The sequence below is a fragment of the Anaerostipes sp. PC18 genome, from assembly GCF_039789045.1.
Classification (GTDB): Bacteria; Bacillota; Clostridia; order Lachnospirales; family Lachnospiraceae; genus Anaerostipes; species Anaerostipes hominis.
Genome location: NZ_CP121164.1, coordinates 2,063,317 through 2,083,269, shown reverse-complemented (window position 1 = coordinate 2,083,269; position 19,953 = coordinate 2,063,317). Strand labels below are relative to the sequence as shown.

Here is a 19,953-nt window from a genome sequence, read left to right as displayed (position 1 = left end):
GTATGTCTAAGACAAAAGTTGTTGTGAGAATGTCCGGTGGTGTGGATTCCTCGGTTGCTGCGTATCTGTTAAAGGAACAGGGATATGATGTCATTGGCGAGACGATGCAGATTTGGCATACTGAAATGCTGTTTTGAGGAAAAAGTAAGGGCGGCGCCGCCAGGGCAGGCTATCGTCTTCTATCATGGGGAATATGTTCTTGGTGGAGGGACAATTATAAGAAACAAGGAGGCTTCAGGATTATGATATCAACAAGAGGCAGATATGCATTAAACATTATGCTGGACATACTGGAGCATGATAACGGAAAGCCGGATTACTTGGAGGCGTTAGAGGCGCAAACGGCGGGTACTATTTAAAAAGGCCTGCGAAAGATATCAGTGTCGGAGAGATTCTTCGTGTTATGGAAGGAAATTTGGCACCGACCCCTGCGTGGAAGAGAATAGCATTCCATGTAAAAGAAAGGATAAATGTACGAATAGTATTCTCTGGAGGAAAATCAATGATGCGGTAAATTCCGTAATTGATAAAATTACATTGGAAGATATGCATATGTGGGAACATGATACAACTTAACATATTAGCATTGCCAAAATATATGAAATGGATAGTTTATAATAACAGCAGAAAAATAATAAAAAATGAACAGGAGGCAGTAAAATGGAAGAGAATCGTTACGAATTAAATAAGAATCTGGCACAAATGTTAAAAGGTGGAGCCATCATGGATGTTACAACACCGGAGCAGGCACATATTGCAGAGGAGGCGGGAGCTTGTGCGGTTATGGCACTGGAAAGAATTCCGGCAGATATCCGTGCAGCCGGTGGAGTATCCAGAATGAGTGATCCAAAGATGATTAAGGGAATACAGGAGGCGGTTTCTATACCGGTCATGGCGAAATGCAGAATCGGACATTTTGTGGAAGCTCAGGTTTTAGAGGCAATCGAAATTGATTACATTGATGAAAGCGAAGTATTATCACCGGCAGATGATGTATATCATATTGATAAGACAAAGTTTAAGGTGCCATTTGTATGTGGGGCAAAAGATTTAGGCGAGGCACTGCGGCGTATTTCAGAGGGAGCATCCATGATCCGTACAAAGGGAGAACCAGGAACGGGCGATGTGGTTCAGGCTGTAAGGCATATGCGGGCTATGAATTCAGAAATCAGGAGAGTTCAGAATCTCTCAGAAGATGAATTGTTTGAGACTGCAAAGCAGCTGCAGGTTTCTGTTGATTTGCTTAAGATTGTACATAAAAATGGAAAGCTTCCGGTCGTAAATTTTGCGGCAGGTGGCGTTGCAACGCCGGCAGATGCCGCTCTTATGATGCAGCTTGGAGCAGAGGGCGTGTTTGTGGGATCGGGTATTTTTAAATCAGGAAACCCTGCAAAACGGGCAGCGGCCATTGTACAGGCGGTAACCAATTATACGGATGCAAAATTAATTGCGGAATTATCAGCAGACTTGGGTGAAGCAATGGTGGGAATCAATGAATCAGAGATTGCATTGCTTATGGCTGAAAGGGGAAAATAAATGAAGATAGGGATACTTGCCCTGCAGGGAGCTTTTGCAGAACATGGCATGATATTGGACAGGCTGGGGGTGGAACATTTTGAAATCCGAAACAGATCGGATTTGGGGAAAACCTTTGATGGGTTGATCATTCCGGGCGGCGAAAGCACAGTTATGGGGAAACTGCTTAAGGACTTACAGCTATATGAACCGATAAAAGAATTTACAGAAAATGGATTACCTGTATTTGGAACCTGTGCTGGACTGCTCCTTTTGGCAAGGGAGATTGAGGGAGAAGATGCACTTGGTTTTCGGACAATGAACATAAAAGCAAAAAGAAATGCTTATGGAAGGCAGTTAGGAAGCTTTTATACTGAAGAAGAGTTTTATGGAATAGGCCGGATAGCAATGACGTTTATCAGGGGTCCATATATTGCTGAGATTTGGGAAAATGCGGAAATTCTTGCCCGAACCGGAGACAGGATTGTCGCTGCAAGGCAGGAAAATCAGTTAGTAACAGCATTTCACCCGGAACTTTCAGAGGATGTCAGGGTACATCAGTATTTTATTCATATGGTTCAAAACAGATAGGATACGGCAAGGCATATGTCTATTTAGATATTTGTCTTGCTTTTTATCATATTCCTGTTGAAACCTATAAAAATCATAGGTACAATAGATGATGTATAATTGGCTAAACGGGTTTTATTTGAAAGGAAGAGAAGGGATGGAAGATTTTGAGATATCCGTACAAAAGCTATTCACATTAGATATAAGGGATTACAATTTCATTGATATCCGGGATGAAATATCATTTTCTTATGGGCATATTCCGGGCAGCATAAATATTCCAAAAGAATTGCTATATGGAGAATATGAAAAATATAAGAATAAAAAGCTGATTGTGTATTGCAAAAAAGGTGAAGCAAGCATAGAAACAGCCTGCTTTCTGCGTGAAAGAGGAATCACGGCATTCAGCTTGAAAGGCGGTTATCTTGCATGGCTGATGGCAAATTTAAATACGGAGCAAAAGGGGCAGGGAACGGGAGGACATCACTTAGAAATTGAAGAAAGCATCCGGAAGAACTTCCGAAAAAATATATGGCGCAAATTCACGAAAGCGATTCGTGAGTATGAACTGGTGAAAGAAGGGGATAAAGTAGCAGTATGTATTTCCGGAGGTAAGGACTCTTTTCTTATGGCGAAGCTGTTTCAGGAGTTAAAACGCCACAATAAGTTTCCGTTTGAACTGGAATTTGTTGTGATGGATCCGGGATACAGTACAGAGAACAGGCAGATTATAGAGGCAAATGCAAAGAGATTAAATATTCCAGTCATGATCTTTGAATCGGATATTTTTGAATCGGTTTTTCATGTGGAAAAATCACCCTGTTATCTGTGTGCAAGAATGAGAAGGGGGCATTTATACAGCAAAGCAAAGGAACTTGGATGCAATAAAATAGCATTGGGACACCATTATGATGATGTGATAGAAACGATTCTTATGGGAATGCTCTATGGGGCACAGGTACAGACTATGATGCCAAAGCTCCACAGTACAAATTTTGCAGGCATGGAGCTGATTCGCCCACTATATCTGATACGGGAAGAGGACATTAAGAAATGGCGTGACTATAATGATCTGCATTTCATTCAATGCGCCTGCAGGTTTACGGTTACCTGCTCTTCCTGCTCAGCAGCTGGACAAAGCAACTCGAAACGGCTGGAAGTAAAGAAACTGATACAGGAATTAAAAAAGACGAATCCATTTGTGGAAGGAAATATTTTCAAAAGCGTGGAAAATGTGAATTTGAGTACGGTTATTGCTTTTAAACAGGATGGAGTAAAGCATCATTTTCTGGAGGACTATTATGGCTGATATAATGATTCGTATGGCTGTTATAGAAGATGCATGGTCATTGAGAAAAATTTATGAACCCTATGTAAAAAATACTGCTATTACATTTGAATATGAAGTGCCAACAAACGAAGAATTTTCAGGGCGAATTAGTGAAACATTAAAGAAATATCCATACCTTGTAGCGCTTTATGGAAATGAAATAATAGGATACGCTTATGCAGGAGCATTTAAAAACCGGGCTGCTTATCATTGGGCAGTAGAAATGTCGGTTTATGTAAAAGAAAAATATCACGCAAAAGGAATAGGAAAGCAATTATACCTACATATGGAAAATGTTCTTAAAAAACAGGGGATTACCAATCTGTATGCCTGTATTGCCTATCCAAACATAGAAGATGAATATTTAGATATGGGCAGTGTACATTTTCATGAAAAAATGGGCTATCAAATGATTGGAACTTTCCATAATTGTGGATACAAATTTGGAAAATGGTATCATATGGTCTGGATGGAAAAAGAGATAGGGCAGCACCTGCCAAAGCAGCCGGAGGTAATCTGGTTTTCGGAGTTGAAAGATAAGAGAGGATAGACAAGATGACAACTTATGAGAAGTATCAGAAATTAAAAAATTACTTATTGGAGCTTGGAAGTGTTGCGGTAGCATTTTCCAGCGGGGTGGATTCAACCTTTCTGCTGAAAGCAGCAGTGGATACATTGGGAACAGATAAAGTGATTGCAGTTACAGCTTCCTCCTGTTCTTTTCCGGTCAGAGAATTAAGGGAAGCAGAAGAGTTTTGTAAAAACAATAATATAAGGCATGTTGTGTGCCAGTCGGAAGAACTGGACATAGATGGCTTTCGGAATAATCCGAAGAACCGTTGCTATTTGTGTAAGCATGAGTTATTTGAAAAGATATTGGCGATTGCAGCAGAAAACAATATAAATACAGTTTTAGAAGGTTCAAACCTGGATGATAATGGGGATTACCGTCCGGGATTGATGGCAGTGCAGGAATTAAATATCAAGAGTCCTTTGCGTTATGCAGGGCTTAATAAGGAGGAAATACGGGAACTTTCTAAGCAATTAGCACTTTCCACATGGAATAAACAGTCCTTTGCCTGTCTTTCTTCTCGTTTTGTGTATGGAGAGACAATCAGCGAGGAACGGCTTGGAATGGTGGATAAAGCAGAGCAGTTGCTTCTCGATATGGATTTTCATCAGGTGAGGGTCCGCATTCATGGACAGGAAAATGGGGCGATTGCAAGAATCGAAGTGTTACCAGAAGAATTTTCCAAGTTAATGCAGGAAGACAATCGGGAGAAGATATATCATTATTTGAAACAATTAGGTTTTTCCTATGTCGCATTGGATTTGGGCGGATATCGAACAGGCAGTATGAATGAAACTTTATAATAGCATGGACTGGAGGATAAAACATTGGATTTACTGAAATTAGCAGGAAAAATTATAAAAGGATATCGAATCAAAAGAGGAGAAAATCTGGATTTCTTTCTGGATTGCGAGTTACAGGAACTGTGTAATGCGGCAGATTTAATCAGAAAACATTTCTGCGGTTATAAAGTTGATTTGTGTACAATTATTAATGGTAAAAGCGGACGCTGTGGGGAGGACTGCAAATATTGTGCCCAGTCAGCACATCACCATACAGGCTGTGAAGCCTACGGTTTTATGGATACAGATTCTATTGTGGATGCAGCACTGGCAAATGAAGCGGAAGCTGTTGACCGTTTTGCAATTGTGGAGTCTTATGTGGGAATAGGAAACTGTATCCTTGGCTACGCAAAAGGGGAACATCCGGTTGCCGCTCCGAGAAAAGCGGACTATGTAATAAAAAGTTAGTTTATGTTCGGGATAGAGAGAATCATAACGGCGAAAGTACGGAACAGTTATTGAGTGAGAGAAATATGAAAAAGAAAGGACGATTGTTATGACACGAGAAGAAGCATGGAATTTACTAAATGAATATAATAGGGATGAATTCCATTTGCAGCATGGACAGATTGTGGAGCAGACCATGATGTACTTTGCAGAAAAATTAGGGTATGGAGAAGAAAAAGAGTTCTGGGGAATTGTAGGTCTGCTGCATGATTTAGATTTTGAACAGTTCCCGGCGCAGCATTGTATTAAGAGTCAGGAAATTATGAGGGAAAGAGACATAGATGAAAAGATTATCCATGCAACAGCAAGTCATGGCTATGGGATTACTGTAGATATTAAGCCGGAGCATGAGATGGAGAAAGTTCTCTATGCCGTCGATGAACTGACAGGTCTCATCGGTGCAGTCGTTTTGATGCGGCCGTCAAAAAGCGTGCAGGACTTGGAATTAAAGTCTGTAAAAAAGAAATACAAAAGCAAGGGATTTGCAGCAGGTTGTGACAGGGAGGTGATTCAGAGGGGAGCAGATATGCTCGGCTGGACACTGGATGACTTGATAATACAGACCATTGAAGCACTTAAAACTTTTCAAGATTAGGGGGATGGGGAAGCTGGAGAATATGAACAGTTGTTAATCAGAGACAAGAGCTTTTATTAATTACTATAGGTTTTAGCATGACAGAAGTATGAAACCAGATAAGGATAAAACTCAAAAATTGTGTTTAAGACAGCAGACACAAGAATGTGGAGTGAATATTCTATCTGGAGGTAACAGACAATGGCAAAATCATTATTTGAGGAACTGGGCGGCAAATACGAAAGGCAAGGGGATTACTTTACTTAAAGATAACCTATACATACAGCCTGCTGATACATTGTTTGCAGATACTTCGCAGAAACCAAACCATACAGAAAAGGAGCTTTTGCATATGAAATCAATATTTGAACAGTTAGGCGGCACATATCACGAAGAAAATGAGTATCTTATCCCAGATTTGAAGTTACCAGAGGAAGAAGAACAGCCGATAGGCATCTGGGGACAGCGGCATTTAGATTATCTGAAACAGCACCTCAAAGATACATACATCAATCTTCTAACAAGCGGCAAACTCAACGTCTATCTTGCCGACATCAACAAACAGGCACAGGAACGCTTTGAGAGAGTTATAGAGGGCATGAAGCAGTCACAGGGCATAACGGAACAGCTAAAGGCAGAAAACGTCTTAGAGTGGACAGGAAGAATGAATAATATAAGGGCTTGTGCGAGGGAGATTGTAAATAAGGAAATAATTTACGCATAAGCACCAACAGCGGCAAGGAGAAATCTTTGCCGCATTTTTTGAGTTTCTATAATTCTATCGTAACAAATTTGACAAGCATAGTTCATTATGATATAATTACCACTGCAGTAGTAACTAATATAATTAAGGAGAAAGGAAAATGGAAGAAGCTGTATTTGAGAAGTTACAGAAATTTGGATTGAATCTATATGAAGCCAAAGCTTATGCAAGTCTGTTAAAAATTGGAACAGCTAATGCGTATAAGGTAAGTAAAGAATCTGGCATACCAAGAGCAAGGATTTATGATGTTTTGGAAACACTCACGAAACGTGGGTTAGCTATGGTAGAAGAAAGCAGTGAGAACACAAAGATTTATACACCTGTTCCCAGTAAGGTTTTTTTGGAGAAAACGAAAAAAGAATGGGAAAACGATTTTGAGGATGTTACAAATGCTTTGGTCGGGTTGGAAACAGAGGCAAATAAGCAGGATGTTTATGTTTTCACAGTAAAAGGAAAAGAAAATATTACCTCTTATTGCAGACAGTTGTTAAAGGGGGCAAGCCAGTATGTAATGATTTCCATGTGGAATCAGATGTATGAACTGCTTTTGCCCGAACTGGAAGAATGCCAGAATCATGGCTGTAAGGTCTTAGGTGTGGGGCATAATTTAAAAAATTCTGTTGCACAAATTGAAATACACCATGATGGAAAATACCATAATATGCCTGAAAATCTCCGTTGGTTTATCATCTCCGCAGATGGGGAAAAGCTACTTTATGGATATTCAGCAGAGATGGATAAAGACGCATTTTATACTGAGGACACAAGCCATATTTATCTTCTGGAAGATTATATGATTCATGATATGGTAGTCAACCGGTTTGTTTCGGATAGGGAAAATGAGGAGGAATTAAGTTCTATAATGAGGGAAATATTAAAAGAACTGGGAAAATAGTTTTAGGAAGGCTGGTAGTCTTATGGAAAGTCAGAGCGAAAAATCTGTAAAGTTAAGCGGAAAGATGATTGCACTTATGGCGGCGGCAAGTGGAATAGCGGTTGCCAATATCTACTACATACAGCCGCTGTTAAACAGTGCGGCAGAGCATTTTAATATAGCAGGCTCTCAGGCAAGCCTGCTTGCGACTCTTACACAGACAGGATATGCTTTGGGTTTGTTTTTTATCCTGCCCATAGCAGATTTGACGGAACGAAAAAAATTGATTTTAACAATGATTTTTTTATCAGTCCTGTCACTTTTAGGAATGTATTTATCGCCCAATTTTACCTTAGCTTGTATTGCCTGTCTGGCTGTTGGTATTTCATCTGTAATTCCACAACTGCTGCTTCCGCTTTGTGCAAAATTGTCAGATGAACGGGTAAGAGGAAAAAATATCGGACATATCATGAGTGGGCTTTTAACAGGAGTTGTCCTTTCAAGGGTAGTCAGCGGTACAGTCGGAAAGTATTTCGGATGGAAAAGCATTTACATAATTGCAGTTGCTTTTATGGCAATACTGTTTGCTGTTTTAAAATTTACACTTCCTGTCTGTACAGCAGAGGAAAAAGGAAGTCTGGACTACGCATCATCTCTAAAATCAATGTTTTTCTTGCCGAGTAAGTTCCCTGTAATCAGGGAGGCGGCGATAAATGGGGCAATGATTTTGGCGGCATTCAGTGCGCTTTGGACAGTTTTGACATTCCATTTACAGGGTTCTCCATTTTATTTTGGTACAAACATCATCGGTCTGTTTGGGATTTTGGGAGTAAGCGGAGCTTTGTTTGCGCCCTTTGCAGGGAAAATTTCTGATAAAAAAAGCGCAAAATATACAGTCGGAATCAATATTATAATAATTTTTATTTCATATCTTTGTTTTATTGCTTTTGGATTTAAGGTTTGGGGACTGATTGCAGGCGTTATATTGCTTGATATGGGCGTGAACTCCTGCAATGTTGCAAATCAGGCAAGGATACAGAGCCTTAGTGAAAGCGAGAGGAACAGAATTACCTCAGTTTACATGGTAACTATGTTTGCAGGAGGTGCAGTAGGTTCATATTTAGGTGCGGCTTTATACAATCATTTTGGATGGTATGGTTTTTGCTGCATCGGAATAGCCACACAGATGATTGCAGGAGCTGTCCATTTAATGGGCGGTAAAAAGCGGTAATTTTCCGTTTGCAATATAAAAAAATCATAGGAGGTCATTAAAATGGCGAAAATTTATCACGAAGAAGAATGCAGCTTGAAACCGTTAGAGGGCAAAAAGGTTGCGGTTATCGGTTATGGAAGTCAGGGACATGCACATGCTCTGAATCTCCATGAAAGCGGAGTGGATGTAATTGTCGGGCTTTACGAGGGCAGCAAATCATGGGCAAAAGCCGAAGCGGCAGGACTGAAAGTTGTTAATGCAAAGCAGGCGGCAGAAGAAGCAGATGTTATCATGATGCTTGTCAATGATGAGAAGCAGGCAGATTTGTACAAAAGGTCAATTGAACCGTATATGACAGGGGGAAAATCTCTGGTATTTGCACATGGATTTGTCATCCATTATGGGCTTATCAAACCGCCTGCGGATGTTGATGTGTTTTTGATAGCCCCAAAAGGTCCGGGGCATACAGTACGAAGCCAGTTTGAAGAAGGCAAAGGAGTTCCCTGTCTTATTGCAATTCATCAGGATGCAAGCGGAAAAGCAAGGGAAACGGCACTTGCATATGCTCTGGGAATCGGCGGGGCGAGAGCGGGAGTTGTTGAAACAACATTCAAAGAAGAAACGGAAACAGACCTTTTCGGTGAGCAGGCGGTGCTTTGCGGTGGCGTTTCTGCCCTTATAAAGGCAGGTTTTGAAACTCTTGTAGAGGCGGGGTATCAGCCAGAAATGGCATATTTTGAGTGCTGCCACGAAATGAAGCTGATTGTAGACCTCATAAACAGAGGTGGTCTTAATATGATGAGGTATTCCATCAGCGATACGGCTGAGTATGGCGATTACATAACAGGGGAAAAGATTATCACGGATGATACCAGAAAGTCCATGAAAAATATCCTAAAGGATGTTAGGGAGGGAAAGTTTGCAAGGGAGTGGCTGCTTGAAAATCAGTCTGGCAGGGTTTATTTCAATGCTAAAAAGCAGATGGAATCAGAGCATGAAATTGAAAAAGTCGGGGCAGAACTTAGGGGATTAATGTCTTGGATGAAAAAAGAAAGCAATTCATAGCATTATGTCAGAATGGATATTATGCCCTGTCTGCGGGAATAAAACCCGTGACAGGATTAGAAAAGACACCACATTGAAGAACTATCCCCTATACTGCCCGAAATGTAGGCAGGAAACATTGATTGAAGCAAAAAATTTGCAGATAACTGTCATCAGAGAGCCAGACGCACAGACGCAGAGCCGATAAACTTTTGAAACACATTAAAGTTTGTTGGTTCTGTTTCTTTTGTAAGGCTTTAAGGCAAACGCCCACCAAATAAAAATATGGTGTTATGGTGGGCGGTATTGCTATGCCCGAAAGACTTAACAGACACTCCCCAGACCTGTTTTAAAGTTTGGGGGGATTTTTTATGTCCTTTTTTCGGGCAGTTATCCATCTGCACATACGAAGTAAATTTTATACATACATAGCACATCAGAGAAAGGCAGGAAACCAGTTAAAAAAATCCCTGCCCATGCAACGGTACTTCTCACCATGAAAGCAGAAGTACAATCTCTATATAACAGAACTATTATTACTTATAACCGTGAAGGTCACAGAGCCTTTGCGGTTTTTCTTTTGTCGTTTTTTATCGGAATACGCCGCAGGGCTGTTTCTGGTATGCGGTGTCGTTCGCCGCCTTTCAATCTGGATTTTTACGTTTTCAAAGATTCAGATTGATTGGAGGAAAAAAGAATGGCATATAACAACGGACGTGAGGACAGGAAATGGCGTATCTGGAAAGAAGCCGAGGAAAAAGTATTGAGGGAACATGGAGTTGATGAAAATACGATTGAGCAAATCCGCATTGATGACAGGGCAGACTTTAATTCCAACAGACGATTTTACCATTGGTCAAGCGACTTCGGGGAATACCTTGAGGGAATGGCGGACAGGGAACGGTCAGACGAAGTAAAGACTGTTGAGGATTTACTGGATGGAATCGAGAATGAAAATCTATATTGGGCATTGCTTACGGTGGACAGGCGTACCCTGCAAATCCTTGTGATGAAAATGCAGGGATATTCCACAAAAGAGATTGCGCCGATTGTCGGTCTGACAGCAGGGGCTATCTATGCACGGTTAGACCATCTTAGAAAAAAGCTGCGGAAGATTTTATAAGCGTCTAATATAGACTGCTTTTCTACGGACTATTGGGTGGGGGAGAAAATTCTCCCATCCAATTTTTAAAATGGATGAATAAAATTTGCGTCCACAGGGAATACTAAAAAATTTATCTAAAATCTTGACATGGATATAGCCGCTATGGTATTCTGAAATACCCATAAGGGAATTGGAAAATTAAATAACACATAGATTGAAGTATTGAATGTCAGCCGATGGACAAGGCTGACCGCCGCCGAAGCAACGTTGCTTTTTCGGTTGGTGTATTGCAGCATGGGTTTTGAATTTCAAAGCCGTTACATAGCATTGCGGAATCAGAACGGGAGGAAATCCTCTTGTTATCCGTGATGTGGTGTAGCGGCTTTTTTGTTTGCTCAAAATCGGAAAGTGAAAATCATATCCAGAACGGAGGTGGAAAGGACATAGGATTTTCTTTTCGGAGGGTAGATATGGAAGAATGTCGTTGCACAGGGAAATTGCTTTGTGGCGGTGTCCACAGAGATAGCGAGCATCGGATTGTGTCAGCCACAATCCCGCCCACATAAAACAAGTGGGCATAACTTACTCAGGGAACGCCCCTGTTTACCCCGAAGAAAGTAAAATTCAAGACTGGAGGATTAAGGAAAATGAGCAGAGAAAAATCAGAAAAGAACGTGCGGAATGTTCCGATTACTATCCGACTGAACGAGGAAGAAAGCGGGCATTTAAAGAATTGTGCCGCCGCTTGCGGTCTGTCCGTAGCGGAATTTATGCGCCAGCTATAAGCGTTCGTCAAGCGTGTCCAGTCTTGTGAAACACGCTAATGAATTTTGATAAGCATGCAATTTTAAAATATAAATATGGGAATTGACATTTCTGGGCAGCAGGATATTATGTAAGCACGGTAGGATTAAATGAGGCAACCATAAAAAAATATATTCAAGAGCAAGAAAGTCATGATATAGCGAAAGATAAGTTAAGTGCAAAGGAATATGAGGAGCCTTTTAAGGGTGGCAGGTAATAGAGGCTTATAGCCTCAGAACAAGCCGCCCGTTTTACGGGCGGTCATGACTCTTCGCAGTTCTCAGGCAGCTTTCTCTCTGATAAAGACTCCAACATCAATTATTTTAAGGAGGATTTTATGAATCAGTCAGAAAACAGTCGATTTTGGGGACAAAAAAATATCAAAGCTAATGCTTAAATTTTTTGTTCCCTGCGTACTATCTCTTTTGAAGCAAGGGCGGCTTATTATCATAGCATTTCCGGTCTGCACTGGGGAAATGTTTATAATTATGATTTGCTGATAGACAGGTCTATAGGCATTGAAAACTGTACTGCAGCGGTCTGTTAATTGTAGTAAGGACTGAAAATAAAAAATAATTTATTTAAGAATGGCGGCTGCCGTAAAAAACAGCCGCTGTCTTTTTCTTGTATTCATCTTTTCACAAAATTTTTCTTGACTTGGAGTTAACTACAAGGAGTATTCTTTATATATGGGATACATAAATAATTAACTCGATGTGAAATATTCAAGGAGGATTCGTATGATTTATAAAGATTTTAAAGACAAGAAGCTTTCTGCCCTGGGACTGGGAGCAATGCGTCTTCCGATTATGAAGGGTGGTTCGGATGGACAGATTGATGAAGAGCAGACTGTAAAGATGGTAGATTATGCGCTGGACCATGGGATCAATTATTTTGATACCGCGTATGGCTATCACGACGGACAGTCAGAGATTGTCATGGGTAAAGTATTAGGCAGGTACCCACGGGAGAGCTATTATTTAGCCGACAAGTTTCCAGGGTATGATTTGTCAAACATGGATAAGGTGGAGAGCATTTTTGAAGAACAGCTGAAAAAATGCGGAACAGATTATTTTGATTTTTACCTGTTTCATAACGTATATGAAAAAAATATAGATCCCTATATGGATGAAAAATACGGCATTATGGAATACCTGAGAAAGCAGAAAGAAGCCGGAAGAATCAGACATCTGGGATTTTCCTGTCATGGACGATATGACACATTAAAACGATTCCTGGATACATACGGCGATGATTTGGAATTCTGCCAGATCCAGCTGAATTATCTGGACTGGAAACTCCAGGATGCAAAAGCTAAGGTGGAACTGCTCAATGAATACAAGATGCCGATCTGGGTTATGGAGCCGTTAAGAGGAGGAAAGCTGGCGTCACTCTCTGATGAAAACAGCGAGAAGCTGAAGGCCTGCCGTCCGGATGAGAAAATTCCGGCCTGGGGATTCCGGTTTTTACAGTCAATCCCAGGAGTGACCATGATCCTTTCCGGCATGTCCGATATGGAACAGTTGATGGAAAATGCGGCTACATTTGCACAGGAAAAGCCGCTGACAGAGGAAGAAATAAAGGTTTTGATGGAAGTTACCGACAGCATGCTGGATATTCTTCCATGCACTGCCTGCCGCTACTGTACATCACACTGTCCGAAAAAATTGGATATTCCAACGCTGATGTCTTTATACAATGAGAGCCGTTTCAATATGACGATCATCACACAGATGGCTGTAGGTGCCATGCCGGAGGATAAACGTCCGGATGCATGTATCGGATGTAAAAGCTGTGAAGCAGTCTGTCCGCAGATGCTGAAAATATCTGAGGCAATGAAGGACTTTGCACAAAAGCTTGGACAGCCGGCAGGACTGTGAGAGACAGAAGAAGGAGGAAGAAAATGTTAGGAAATTTCAGTTATTCAAATCCAACGAAATTGTATTTTGGAGAGGATTCCTTAAATTATTTAAATGAAGAACTTCCGAAGTACGGCAAAAATGTACAGCTTGCCTATGGGGGCGGTTCCATCAAGAAAAACGGGATCTATGATAAGGTGATGGAGATTCTTAAGGCAAACGGGAAAAATGTATTTGAGGATGGAGGTGTTATGCCCAATCCTACGGTAGAAAAGCTTTATGAGGGCGTAGAGATTGCCAGAGAACATAAAGTGGACTTCATCCTGGCCGTAGGCGGCGGGTCTGTCTGTGATTATGCCAAGGCAGTGTCTATCTCAGTTCATTGTGAAGAAGATCCATGGGATAAATACTATCTGCGTATGGAGGACGTGGACAATGAGATCATTCCGGTGGGCTGCGTCCTGACGATGGTCGGAACAGGTTCAGAGATGAACGGCGGGTCTGTCATCACCAATCATGAGACGAAGTTAAAGATCGGCCATGTTTTCGGAGAAAATGTATTTCCAAAGTTTTCGATTCTAAATCCCACATTTACATTCACTTTGCCGAAGTATCAGATGACAGCAGGATTCTTTGACATCATGTCTCATATTTTAGAGCAGTATTTCTCAGGGGAGGATGACAGTACCTCTGATTATATCATGGAAGGGCTTTTAAAATCTCTGATCCACAGCTCACGGATTGCCATAAAAAATCCTGCCGACTATGAGGCCAGAAGCAATATTATGTGGATTGCCACATGGGCCTTAAATACTTTTGTTGCAAAAGGGAAAACGACCGACTGGGAAGTGCACATGATCGGACAGTCCATCGGCGCATATACGAATGCGACCCATGGAATGACATTATCAGCCGTATCTTTGCCATACTACCGTTTTCTTATGCCTTACGGCCTTCAAAAGTTCAAACGTTATGCCGTAAATGTATGGGATGTAAATCCGGACGGCAAGACGGATGAACAGATTGCAGAAGAAGGCCTTTTCTGCATGGAATCCTACATGAAAGAGCTGGGTCTTGTCATGAACATCCGGGAACTCGGTGTGACAGAAGAAATGCTTTCTGGGATTGCAGACGGAACCTTTGTCATGGAAGGAGGATATAAGGTTCTGACACATGATGATATCGTTACTATATTAAGAAAAAGTATGTGATTCAGATACCGTTTAAATGTTCTTTCAGTAGGTTAAAAATTTTTCGGCTGGTCTGGAGAAGATCTGATGTTTCTTCCAAAGGATGCTCATTTCTTCTTCCAGCTTTGGTGCCAGAGGGGAGCGGAAACAAAGGCTGCTGTGGGAGGTGTTGATGATTTTGTCAAGACCGACGGCGTATCCTAATCCTTCATCCACAAGCAAAGATGCATTATAGATGAGATTGTAGGCAGTAGTGATATTTAAATCCGTCACCTGGCATTGAAACCACTGCGTTAAGCTGCCGCCCCGGTGTTCCTGTTGGGACAGGGTCTGGAGCTTGAGGGCATTGTATTTTGTCAAATCAACGGTTCCAAAAACGAGCAGCCCTCCGAAAGGTAAAAATGAAAGCTGGGGTTTAAAAAAGAAAGGAGAGATACGATTGAAAAAGGTTTTACACTCTTGCTTGTGGGAGTCTTTGTTTTATCTTTAGCGGGCTGCGGCCGGGACATACGTCAGAGAAAAACCTTAAAGAAAAGCATCTCCGGATAAAAAGCCAAAATGGACAGAACATTATAATTAAGCTGCTGTCCATACAAAAGCTACCTATCTTTTTTGGGTTGACTGTATGAGTGTGATCGAAGATTCATCGCAGTTTTCTGCGTATGAATCTGGCCTGTCCGAGAAGACGGCTTGAAGATAGACTGAAACAGTTAAAAGCCGGCGTGGAAGCATATGAGGAATGGTTGTCAGGACAATGCTGTGAAAAGACAAAAAAAGAAAGTTTTAACACAGAAAATCGGACTATGTTATAATGAAATGAAATAAGATTTTTACCTTTTTAATTGGAGGAGGGAAAGGAGTTTTCATGAAGTTATTCATAGTCTATCTTGTTTTTATAAATGTAATTACATTTTTTATATATGGGAGCGATAAGCAAAGGGCAAAAAAGAACAGATGGAGGATTCCGGAAAAATAAAAATTTTATGCAGTATGAATTAGACTGACAGGAATACATAGACGGAGGACTGAGGATATGATGAAAGGTAGAATCCTGCTGCTGGAAGACGATGAGAGCTTGAGACGCGGAATTTGTTTTAAACTGGAAAAGGAAGGATACCAAATCTCTGCCTGTCCGGATATCCGGGAGGGCATGAGACTGTGGAATAAGAATACGTTTGATTTGGTCATCTGCGATATAACACTTGAGGATGGCAGCGGACTGGATTTTTGCCGGGACATCCGTCAAAGAAGTAATGTGCATTTCATGTTTTTGACAGCCATGGATCAAGAAATAGATATTGTCATGGGGTACGAGGCCGGAGCGGATGACTATGTGGTAAAACCATTCAGTCTTGCCGTTCTCATATCCAAGGTTCACGCAGTATTTGCCCGGATGGACGTAAAAGAGGAAAAGATAGAATCCGGAAAAGTATGTGTCCATAAGACAGAGATGAAGGTCATGGTATCGGGAGAAGAGAGAAGTCTTACCAAAAATGAATGGAAACTGCTGCTTTTGTTTATCTCCCATCCAAGGCAGGTGTTTTCTAAAGGTCAGCTTTTAGAGCAGATGTTTGACATGGATGGCGAGTTTGCTGATGAAAACACGGTGGCAGTCAACATCAGAAGACTCAGGGAAAAGATTGAGCCCGATCCGTCTGACCCGGAGTATATTAAAAATATACGGGGGATCGGATATTTGTGGGATAAGGAGTGTACCGGAAATTGATTGGAAAGAGGGAAAAGATCGGCTGGGTCAAGTTTTCCGTTTGTACGGCAGCTATTTTATTATGTATATTTGGATACGCATTATTTTCAGAAGATAGAAGGCTGATCCGGGAAGAAAAGCAGCTGCAGGAAACGGCAGGAATGCTGGAAGAGGGAAAGACTAAGGAAGAGATACTGTATCATATATTTCAGGAAGATGACGAAAAAGCTCTGGAGAAAAAGGGAAAACAGTTTTTTGTCAGGGCAGGTTTTGAAGAAGAGACGAAAGCAAGGTATCAAAGCCGGATGGTGCAGTATATTGTCCATACCGGAGGAGCCCTTTTAGGCGCTTACCTTCTGATTACAGCAGCTGCATATATCTGGACGAGAGAGACCAGCAGGCGGAGAGAACAGGAGTTTGAACAATTCGGCAGTGTCATTGAACAATTTTATACAGGAAATTATCAGGTTCCTTATAAAGAGGAAGAAGGTATGAAAAGTCAGCTTTTCAGCAGACTAAATTCTCTTGGAAAACGTTTGGAAGTGCAGGAGAAGAGAATACAGGATGAAAAAGAAACTACAAAGTCCTTGGTCACTGATATATCCCATCAGCTGAAAACGCCTGTGACATCTTTAAAAATGTGTCTGGAACTTTTAGAGGAAGAAGAACTGTCAAAGGAAGAACAAAAAGAGTTTCTCGGTCAGGCAGTGGGACAGACACGGCGGCTGGACAGCCTCACAAAAGCTCTGATCAATATTTCCAGGATGGAAACAGGCATGATTTCAGTCAAAAAGATCCATGCACCAATCATGGATACCGTCGCCCAGGCAGTCAGCAGTGTTTATGGGAAGGCTCAGGAGAAGAATATCGAGATGGAAGTGGTGAAAAACAGCGACGGGATCGCCGATATGGCAATCCCCCATGATCCTCACTGGACCAGGGAAGCGATTGCAAATATTTTGGAAAATGCAGTGAAATACAGCGGAAGGGATACCTGCATCCAGATCCGTATGATGAGACGGACCAGTTTTTTGAGGATTGAAATTGAGGATCAGGGGATCGGAATTGACAGCAGAGACTATTCCAAAATCTTTCAGCGGTTCTACCGGGGAACAGCACCGCAGGTAAAAAAAGAGGACGGCTCCGGAGTCGGCCTTTATCTTACCAGAAGTATCCTGGAGGCTCAGGGAGGGTCTATTTCTGTTTCTGCGGGGAAACAGGGAAGTATCTTTAAGATACATTTAAGTTTATTATAACTTAAAATAAATTTCTGAATATCTTTTTAAATCTTCTTAAATGTCCGTATAGCCTTATTTTATCGGCTATTCGGGCATTATTTCTATCGGTGGATACTTCACATTTCTTCTTATATATCCTCATGTTTTGGCTTTGAAAAGTGGTAAATTCTTTACGCTATCAAACGTAACAATTCTGATTTCACACCGTCAATAGACGCATGAGCGTACAGGTTCAGCGTGATATTGATATTTGAATGACCCATGATATAGTGCAGGCTCTTAGGGTTCAAATTCAGCTTATTCAATCATTTTGACTTTACGATGTGTTTGTTCGTTTACTTTTTGATAACTGCTATCTACTCTAAGAACTTCTTCTAAAATGGTGTCCATTCTATTGACTTTGACGTTACGTCATAGTGTATTATGTAAAAAAAGAAAGGGGTGCAATTATGAATGTAACTGCTATACGTTCAGATAGTGTCTACAAAAAAATTATGGAAGCACCAATGGACAAAAAAAACGATATTTATCGCTACGAATTGATGATGCCTTTTGAAAAGAAATGGGCCTGTTATAGTGTTCCAATGAAAGCAACAACGCCCAATGGTTATGATGTTATTATGGCAAGTGGTATGCTTGGTCACATTTCACCAACCAAAGTCGATGAAACCCAGGAGCAAAATATTGAACTTATTTCAGACAATAAATTGTGGAAAGTATGTGAGGAGTCAATCCGAAAATCATTGAATTGTTTTGTTGCACAAGGAGTAACATTGCCTGTCAACGATTATCTGTTCACTATTTTGCTTGCCAATGCAGAAAGTCCATATATTATGCTCAACGAGGGATATTGTGGCGACGGTGGGATTCCAGGATATATTTTTTCATGGCTAGTTCCTAACAAATACACTCTGGAACATCTTCCTGTAGCCTTGGCACATGAAACTAATCATAATATCCGTTTTCAATTTATTAAATGGAAAAATGATATTACACTTGGAGAGATGATGGTAAGTGAGGGACTGGCAGAAAATTTCGCCACTTATTTGTATGGGGAAGAAAAGGCAGGACCTTGGGTAACAAAAACGGACATACAAACTTTGAATGAGTACATTAAACCCATAATTTATGAGGGTTTGAATGTTCAAGGTCTTGAAAATCTTAATGCCTATTTATATGGTGATGAAATGGCTAAACTTCAGAATTATCCACAGGTTGGTTTGCCTTATTGTGCTGGCTATGCTTGCGGTTACCACTTAGTTAAACACTACCTAAATAAAACAGGCAAAAATATTGTAGAAGCTACTTTATTATCCGCAAATGAAATTTTAGAAGCTACGGAGGATTTTTGGAATGAACAATAAACCAAAGACCGTTCATGAAGTTGTCTGTTTAACTGGAATTACAGCCCGAACTCTTTGCTATTATGATAAAATTGGTCTGCTAAAACCATCTATCGTAACAGAAGCAAAGTATCGGTTATATACAGAGGATGATTTATACAAACTTCAAGAAATCTTATTTTTTAGAGAGGTGGGTTTTGCCTTAAAAGAAATAAAAGAACTGATTTCCTCTCCTAATTATATCCGATCCGAAGCATTAGAAAAACATTTGAAAATTTTAGAAGCACAAAAGGAACGAATAGACACTTTGATTGCACTTGTTAAAAAAGAAATAAACGGTGCCAATGATATTTCTTTTACTGAATTTTCAAACTCAAAGATTATAGCAATGCAAGAACAGTTCAGAGATGAAGTATTGGAACGTTGGGGAAATACAGAAATTTTCAAAGAATATGAAGCTACATTCTCAAGAAAAGCAAAAATGCTACAAAATGAAAAAATGGAATCATTTTATTTAGTGGCTCAAGATATATTTGAAAGATTAGCCATGTATGAAGATAAACCCGTTGATTGCCCAGAGGTTCAAAAGATAGTTCACAAATGGCAGGAGTATATTACAGAACATTTCTATGAGTGCAATAAACAAATATTATCGTGCTTAGGTAATCTCTACATAACAGACGAAAGATTTACGAATTTTATTAACCGCTTTGGACAGGGCGATCTGGCAAATTTCTTTCATATGGCTATTGAAGTATTTTGCAGTCGTGAGGAATAGAATAGATATAAGTATAATTAATGTAAAAAAACAACAAATAACTGTTACAGAGCCAGACACAAAGATGCAGAACCGATAATCCAAGAATATAGTCTATGGGTTATCGGCCTATTTTTAAGAGGAAGTGGTATCATGGGAAAATACTAATAATTACATTTAATAATGATGAGGAACAACTCCTGTCCTTA

The 19,953-nt window shown here is 40.6% G+C and carries 21 protein-coding genes and 3 pseudogenes; 23 read left to right on the top strand and 1 reads right to left on the bottom strand.

All coding sequences use genetic code 11. From position 1 onward, the window contains the following. Positions 1-2: 2 nt before the first annotated feature. The 19 genes and pseudogenes from P8F77_RS11350 to P8F77_RS11260 all read left to right on the top strand — a co-directional run. A pseudogene (locus P8F77_RS11350) lies at positions 3-116 on the top strand (tRNA 2-thiouridine(34) synthase MnmA); the annotation flags it as partial. 248 nt (positions 117-364) lie between these two features. Beyond that, a pseudogene (locus tag P8F77_RS11345) lies at positions 365-514 on the top strand (hypothetical protein); the annotation flags it as partial. A gap of 146 nt (positions 515-660) precedes the next feature. Continuing rightward, the gene (gene pdxS, locus P8F77_RS11340) at positions 661-1,536 is read left to right on the top strand and encodes a pyridoxal 5'-phosphate synthase lyase subunit PdxS (RefSeq protein WP_287517450.1); all 876 of its coding nucleotides are present in this window, start codon (positions 661-663) and stop codon (positions 1,534-1,536) included. Further along, positions 1,537-2,106 carry a pyridoxal 5'-phosphate synthase glutaminase subunit PdxT gene (gene pdxT, locus P8F77_RS11335; RefSeq protein WP_287517448.1) on the top strand — a complete coding sequence of 190 codons (570 nt, stop codon included), beginning with the start codon at positions 1,537-1,539 and terminating at the stop codon, positions 2,104-2,106. Between the two features lie 136 nt (positions 2,107-2,242). Beyond that, positions 2,243-3,394, top strand: coding sequence for an ATP-binding protein (locus P8F77_RS11330; protein ID WP_287517447.1), 1,152 nt, complete (start codon positions 2,243-2,245; stop codon positions 3,392-3,394). Further along, positions 3,387-3,965, top strand: coding sequence for a GNAT family N-acetyltransferase (locus P8F77_RS11325; RefSeq protein WP_287517446.1), 579 nt, complete (start codon positions 3,387-3,389; stop codon positions 3,963-3,965). Before P8F77_RS11330 ends, P8F77_RS11325 begins: the two co-directional genes overlap by 8 nt. 5 nt (positions 3,966-3,970) lie before the next feature. Continuing rightward, complete coding sequence (gene larE, locus P8F77_RS11320) at positions 3,971-4,789, top strand: ATP-dependent sacrificial sulfur transferase LarE (RefSeq protein ID WP_287517444.1); 819 nt, start codon at positions 3,971-3,973, stop codon at positions 4,787-4,789. Positions 4,790-4,813: 24 nt separating this feature from the next. After that, complete coding sequence (locus P8F77_RS11315) at positions 4,814-5,236, top strand: hypothetical protein (RefSeq protein ID WP_287517443.1); 423 nt, start codon at positions 4,814-4,816, stop codon at positions 5,234-5,236. 88 nt (positions 5,237-5,324) lie between these two features. Beyond that, positions 5,325-5,870: a hydrolase gene (locus tag P8F77_RS11310; protein ID WP_287517441.1), complete on the top strand. Its 546-nt coding sequence runs from the start codon at positions 5,325-5,327 to the stop codon at positions 5,868-5,870. Between the two features lie 331 nt (positions 5,871-6,201). Further along, a complete protein-coding gene (locus P8F77_RS11305) occupies positions 6,202-6,573 on the top strand; it encodes a TnpV protein (RefSeq protein WP_287517486.1) in 372 nt (123 codons plus the stop codon). Between the two features lie 139 nt (positions 6,574-6,712). Further along, the gene (locus tag P8F77_RS11300) at positions 6,713-7,507 is read left to right on the top strand and encodes a TrmB family transcriptional regulator (RefSeq protein WP_287517440.1); all 795 of its coding nucleotides are present in this window, start codon (positions 6,713-6,715) and stop codon (positions 7,505-7,507) included. Positions 7,508-7,529: 22 nt separating this feature from the next. Next, positions 7,530-8,717 carry an MFS transporter gene (locus P8F77_RS11295; RefSeq protein ID WP_287517439.1) on the top strand — a complete coding sequence of 396 codons (1,188 nt, stop codon included), beginning with the start codon at positions 7,530-7,532 and terminating at the stop codon, positions 8,715-8,717. A gap of 42 nt (positions 8,718-8,759) precedes the next feature. Further along, the gene (gene ilvC, locus P8F77_RS11290) at positions 8,760-9,764 is read left to right on the top strand and encodes a ketol-acid reductoisomerase (RefSeq protein ID WP_287517437.1); all 1,005 of its coding nucleotides are present in this window, start codon (positions 8,760-8,762) and stop codon (positions 9,762-9,764) included. A gap of 4 nt (positions 9,765-9,768) precedes the next feature. Beyond that, positions 9,769-9,951, top strand: coding sequence for a cysteine-rich KTR domain-containing protein (locus P8F77_RS11285; protein WP_287517435.1), 183 nt, complete (start codon positions 9,769-9,771; stop codon positions 9,949-9,951). Positions 9,952-10,440: 489 nt separating this feature from the next. Next, positions 10,441-10,866 (top strand): sigma-70 family RNA polymerase sigma factor, encoded by a 426-nt coding sequence (locus tag P8F77_RS11280; protein WP_287517433.1) that lies wholly within the window; start codon positions 10,441-10,443, stop codon positions 10,864-10,866. Positions 10,867-11,495: 629 nt separating this feature from the next. Continuing rightward, positions 11,496-11,633 carry a hypothetical protein gene (locus tag P8F77_RS11275; RefSeq protein WP_287517431.1) on the top strand — a complete coding sequence of 46 codons (138 nt, stop codon included), beginning with the start codon at positions 11,496-11,498 and terminating at the stop codon, positions 11,631-11,633. A gap of 29 nt (positions 11,634-11,662) precedes the next feature. Then, positions 11,663-11,869, top strand: a pseudogene (locus P8F77_RS11270) (transposase); the annotation flags it as partial. 523 nt (positions 11,870-12,392) lie between these two features. Continuing rightward, the gene (locus tag P8F77_RS11265) at positions 12,393-13,532 is read left to right on the top strand and encodes an aldo/keto reductase (protein WP_287517429.1); all 1,140 of its coding nucleotides are present in this window, start codon (positions 12,393-12,395) and stop codon (positions 13,530-13,532) included. 23 nt (positions 13,533-13,555) lie between these two features. Then, entirely contained in the window at positions 13,556-14,722 is a 1,167-nt protein-coding gene (locus P8F77_RS11260; RefSeq protein ID WP_095142936.1) for an iron-containing alcohol dehydrogenase, read from the top strand. A gap of 24 nt (positions 14,723-14,746) precedes the next feature. Here the strand turns inward: P8F77_RS11260 and P8F77_RS11255 are convergent, their stop codons facing one another. Beyond that, positions 14,747-15,061, bottom strand: a complete 315-nt coding sequence (locus tag P8F77_RS11255) for a LysR family transcriptional regulator (protein WP_186992434.1) — start codon at positions 15,059-15,061, stop codon at positions 14,747-14,749. Between the two features lie 676 nt (positions 15,062-15,737). On the opposite strand from P8F77_RS11255, the gene P8F77_RS11250 reads away from it, so the two are divergent. The 4 genes from P8F77_RS11250 (at position 15,738) to P8F77_RS11235 (ending at position 19,765) form a co-directional block, all read left to right on the top strand. Next, positions 15,738-16,427, top strand: a complete 690-nt coding sequence (locus P8F77_RS11250) for a response regulator transcription factor (protein WP_287517484.1) — start codon at positions 15,738-15,740, stop codon at positions 16,425-16,427. Further along, a complete protein-coding gene (locus P8F77_RS11245) occupies positions 16,424-17,662 on the top strand; it encodes a HAMP domain-containing sensor histidine kinase (RefSeq protein ID WP_235824595.1) in 1,239 nt (412 codons plus the stop codon). The genes P8F77_RS11250 and P8F77_RS11245 overlap by 4 nt, the downstream gene beginning before the upstream one ends. Positions 17,663-18,093: 431 nt before the next feature. Continuing rightward, entirely contained in the window at positions 18,094-19,008 is a 915-nt protein-coding gene (locus tag P8F77_RS11240) for a DUF2268 domain-containing protein (RefSeq protein WP_095142937.1), read from the top strand. After that, positions 18,998-19,765, top strand: a complete 768-nt coding sequence (locus P8F77_RS11235) for a MerR family transcriptional regulator (RefSeq protein WP_095142938.1) — start codon at positions 18,998-19,000, stop codon at positions 19,763-19,765. The genes P8F77_RS11240 and P8F77_RS11235 overlap by 11 nt, the downstream gene beginning before the upstream one ends. Positions 19,766-19,953 lie beyond the last annotated feature (188 nt).

Excerpts from the sequence above, each read along its gene's own strand:
- pdxS (WP_287517450.1), top strand. The coding sequence starts at position 661 with ATGGAAGAGAATCGTTACGAATTAAATAAGAATCTGGCACAAATGTTA.
- pdxT (WP_287517448.1), top strand. The coding sequence starts at position 1,537 with ATGAAGATAGGGATACTTGCCCTGCAGGGAGCTTTTGCAGAACATGGC.
- P8F77_RS11330 (WP_287517447.1), top strand. The coding sequence starts at position 2,243 with ATGGAAGATTTTGAGATATCCGTACAAAAGCTATTCACATTAGATATA.
- P8F77_RS11325 (WP_287517446.1), top strand. The coding sequence starts at position 3,387 with ATGGCTGATATAATGATTCGTATGGCTGTTATAGAAGATGCATGGTCA.
- larE (WP_287517444.1), top strand. The coding sequence starts at position 3,971 with ATGACAACTTATGAGAAGTATCAGAAATTAAAAAATTACTTATTGGAG.
- P8F77_RS11310 (WP_287517441.1), top strand. The coding sequence starts at position 5,325 with ATGACACGAGAAGAAGCATGGAATTTACTAAATGAATATAATAGGGAT.
- P8F77_RS11305 (WP_287517486.1), top strand. The coding sequence starts at position 6,202 with ATGAAATCAATATTTGAACAGTTAGGCGGCACATATCACGAAGAAAAT.
- P8F77_RS11300 (WP_287517440.1), top strand. The coding sequence starts at position 6,713 with ATGGAAGAAGCTGTATTTGAGAAGTTACAGAAATTTGGATTGAATCTA.
- P8F77_RS11295 (WP_287517439.1), top strand. The coding sequence starts at position 7,530 with ATGGAAAGTCAGAGCGAAAAATCTGTAAAGTTAAGCGGAAAGATGATT.
- ilvC (WP_287517437.1), top strand. The coding sequence starts at position 8,760 with ATGGCGAAAATTTATCACGAAGAAGAATGCAGCTTGAAACCGTTAGAG.
- P8F77_RS11285 (WP_287517435.1), top strand. The coding sequence starts at position 9,769 with ATGTCAGAATGGATATTATGCCCTGTCTGCGGGAATAAAACCCGTGAC.
- P8F77_RS11280 (WP_287517433.1), top strand. The coding sequence starts at position 10,441 with ATGGCATATAACAACGGACGTGAGGACAGGAAATGGCGTATCTGGAAA.
- P8F77_RS11275 (WP_287517431.1), top strand. The coding sequence starts at position 11,496 with ATGAGCAGAGAAAAATCAGAAAAGAACGTGCGGAATGTTCCGATTACT.
- P8F77_RS11265 (WP_287517429.1), top strand. The coding sequence starts at position 12,393 with ATGATTTATAAAGATTTTAAAGACAAGAAGCTTTCTGCCCTGGGACTG.
- P8F77_RS11260 (WP_095142936.1), top strand. The coding sequence starts at position 13,556 with ATGTTAGGAAATTTCAGTTATTCAAATCCAACGAAATTGTATTTTGGA.
- P8F77_RS11250 (WP_287517484.1), top strand. The coding sequence starts at position 15,738 with ATGAAAGGTAGAATCCTGCTGCTGGAAGACGATGAGAGCTTGAGACGC.
- P8F77_RS11240 (WP_095142937.1), top strand. The coding sequence starts at position 18,094 with ATGAATGTAACTGCTATACGTTCAGATAGTGTCTACAAAAAAATTATG.
- P8F77_RS11235 (WP_095142938.1), top strand. The coding sequence starts at position 18,998 with ATGAACAATAAACCAAAGACCGTTCATGAAGTTGTCTGTTTAACTGGA.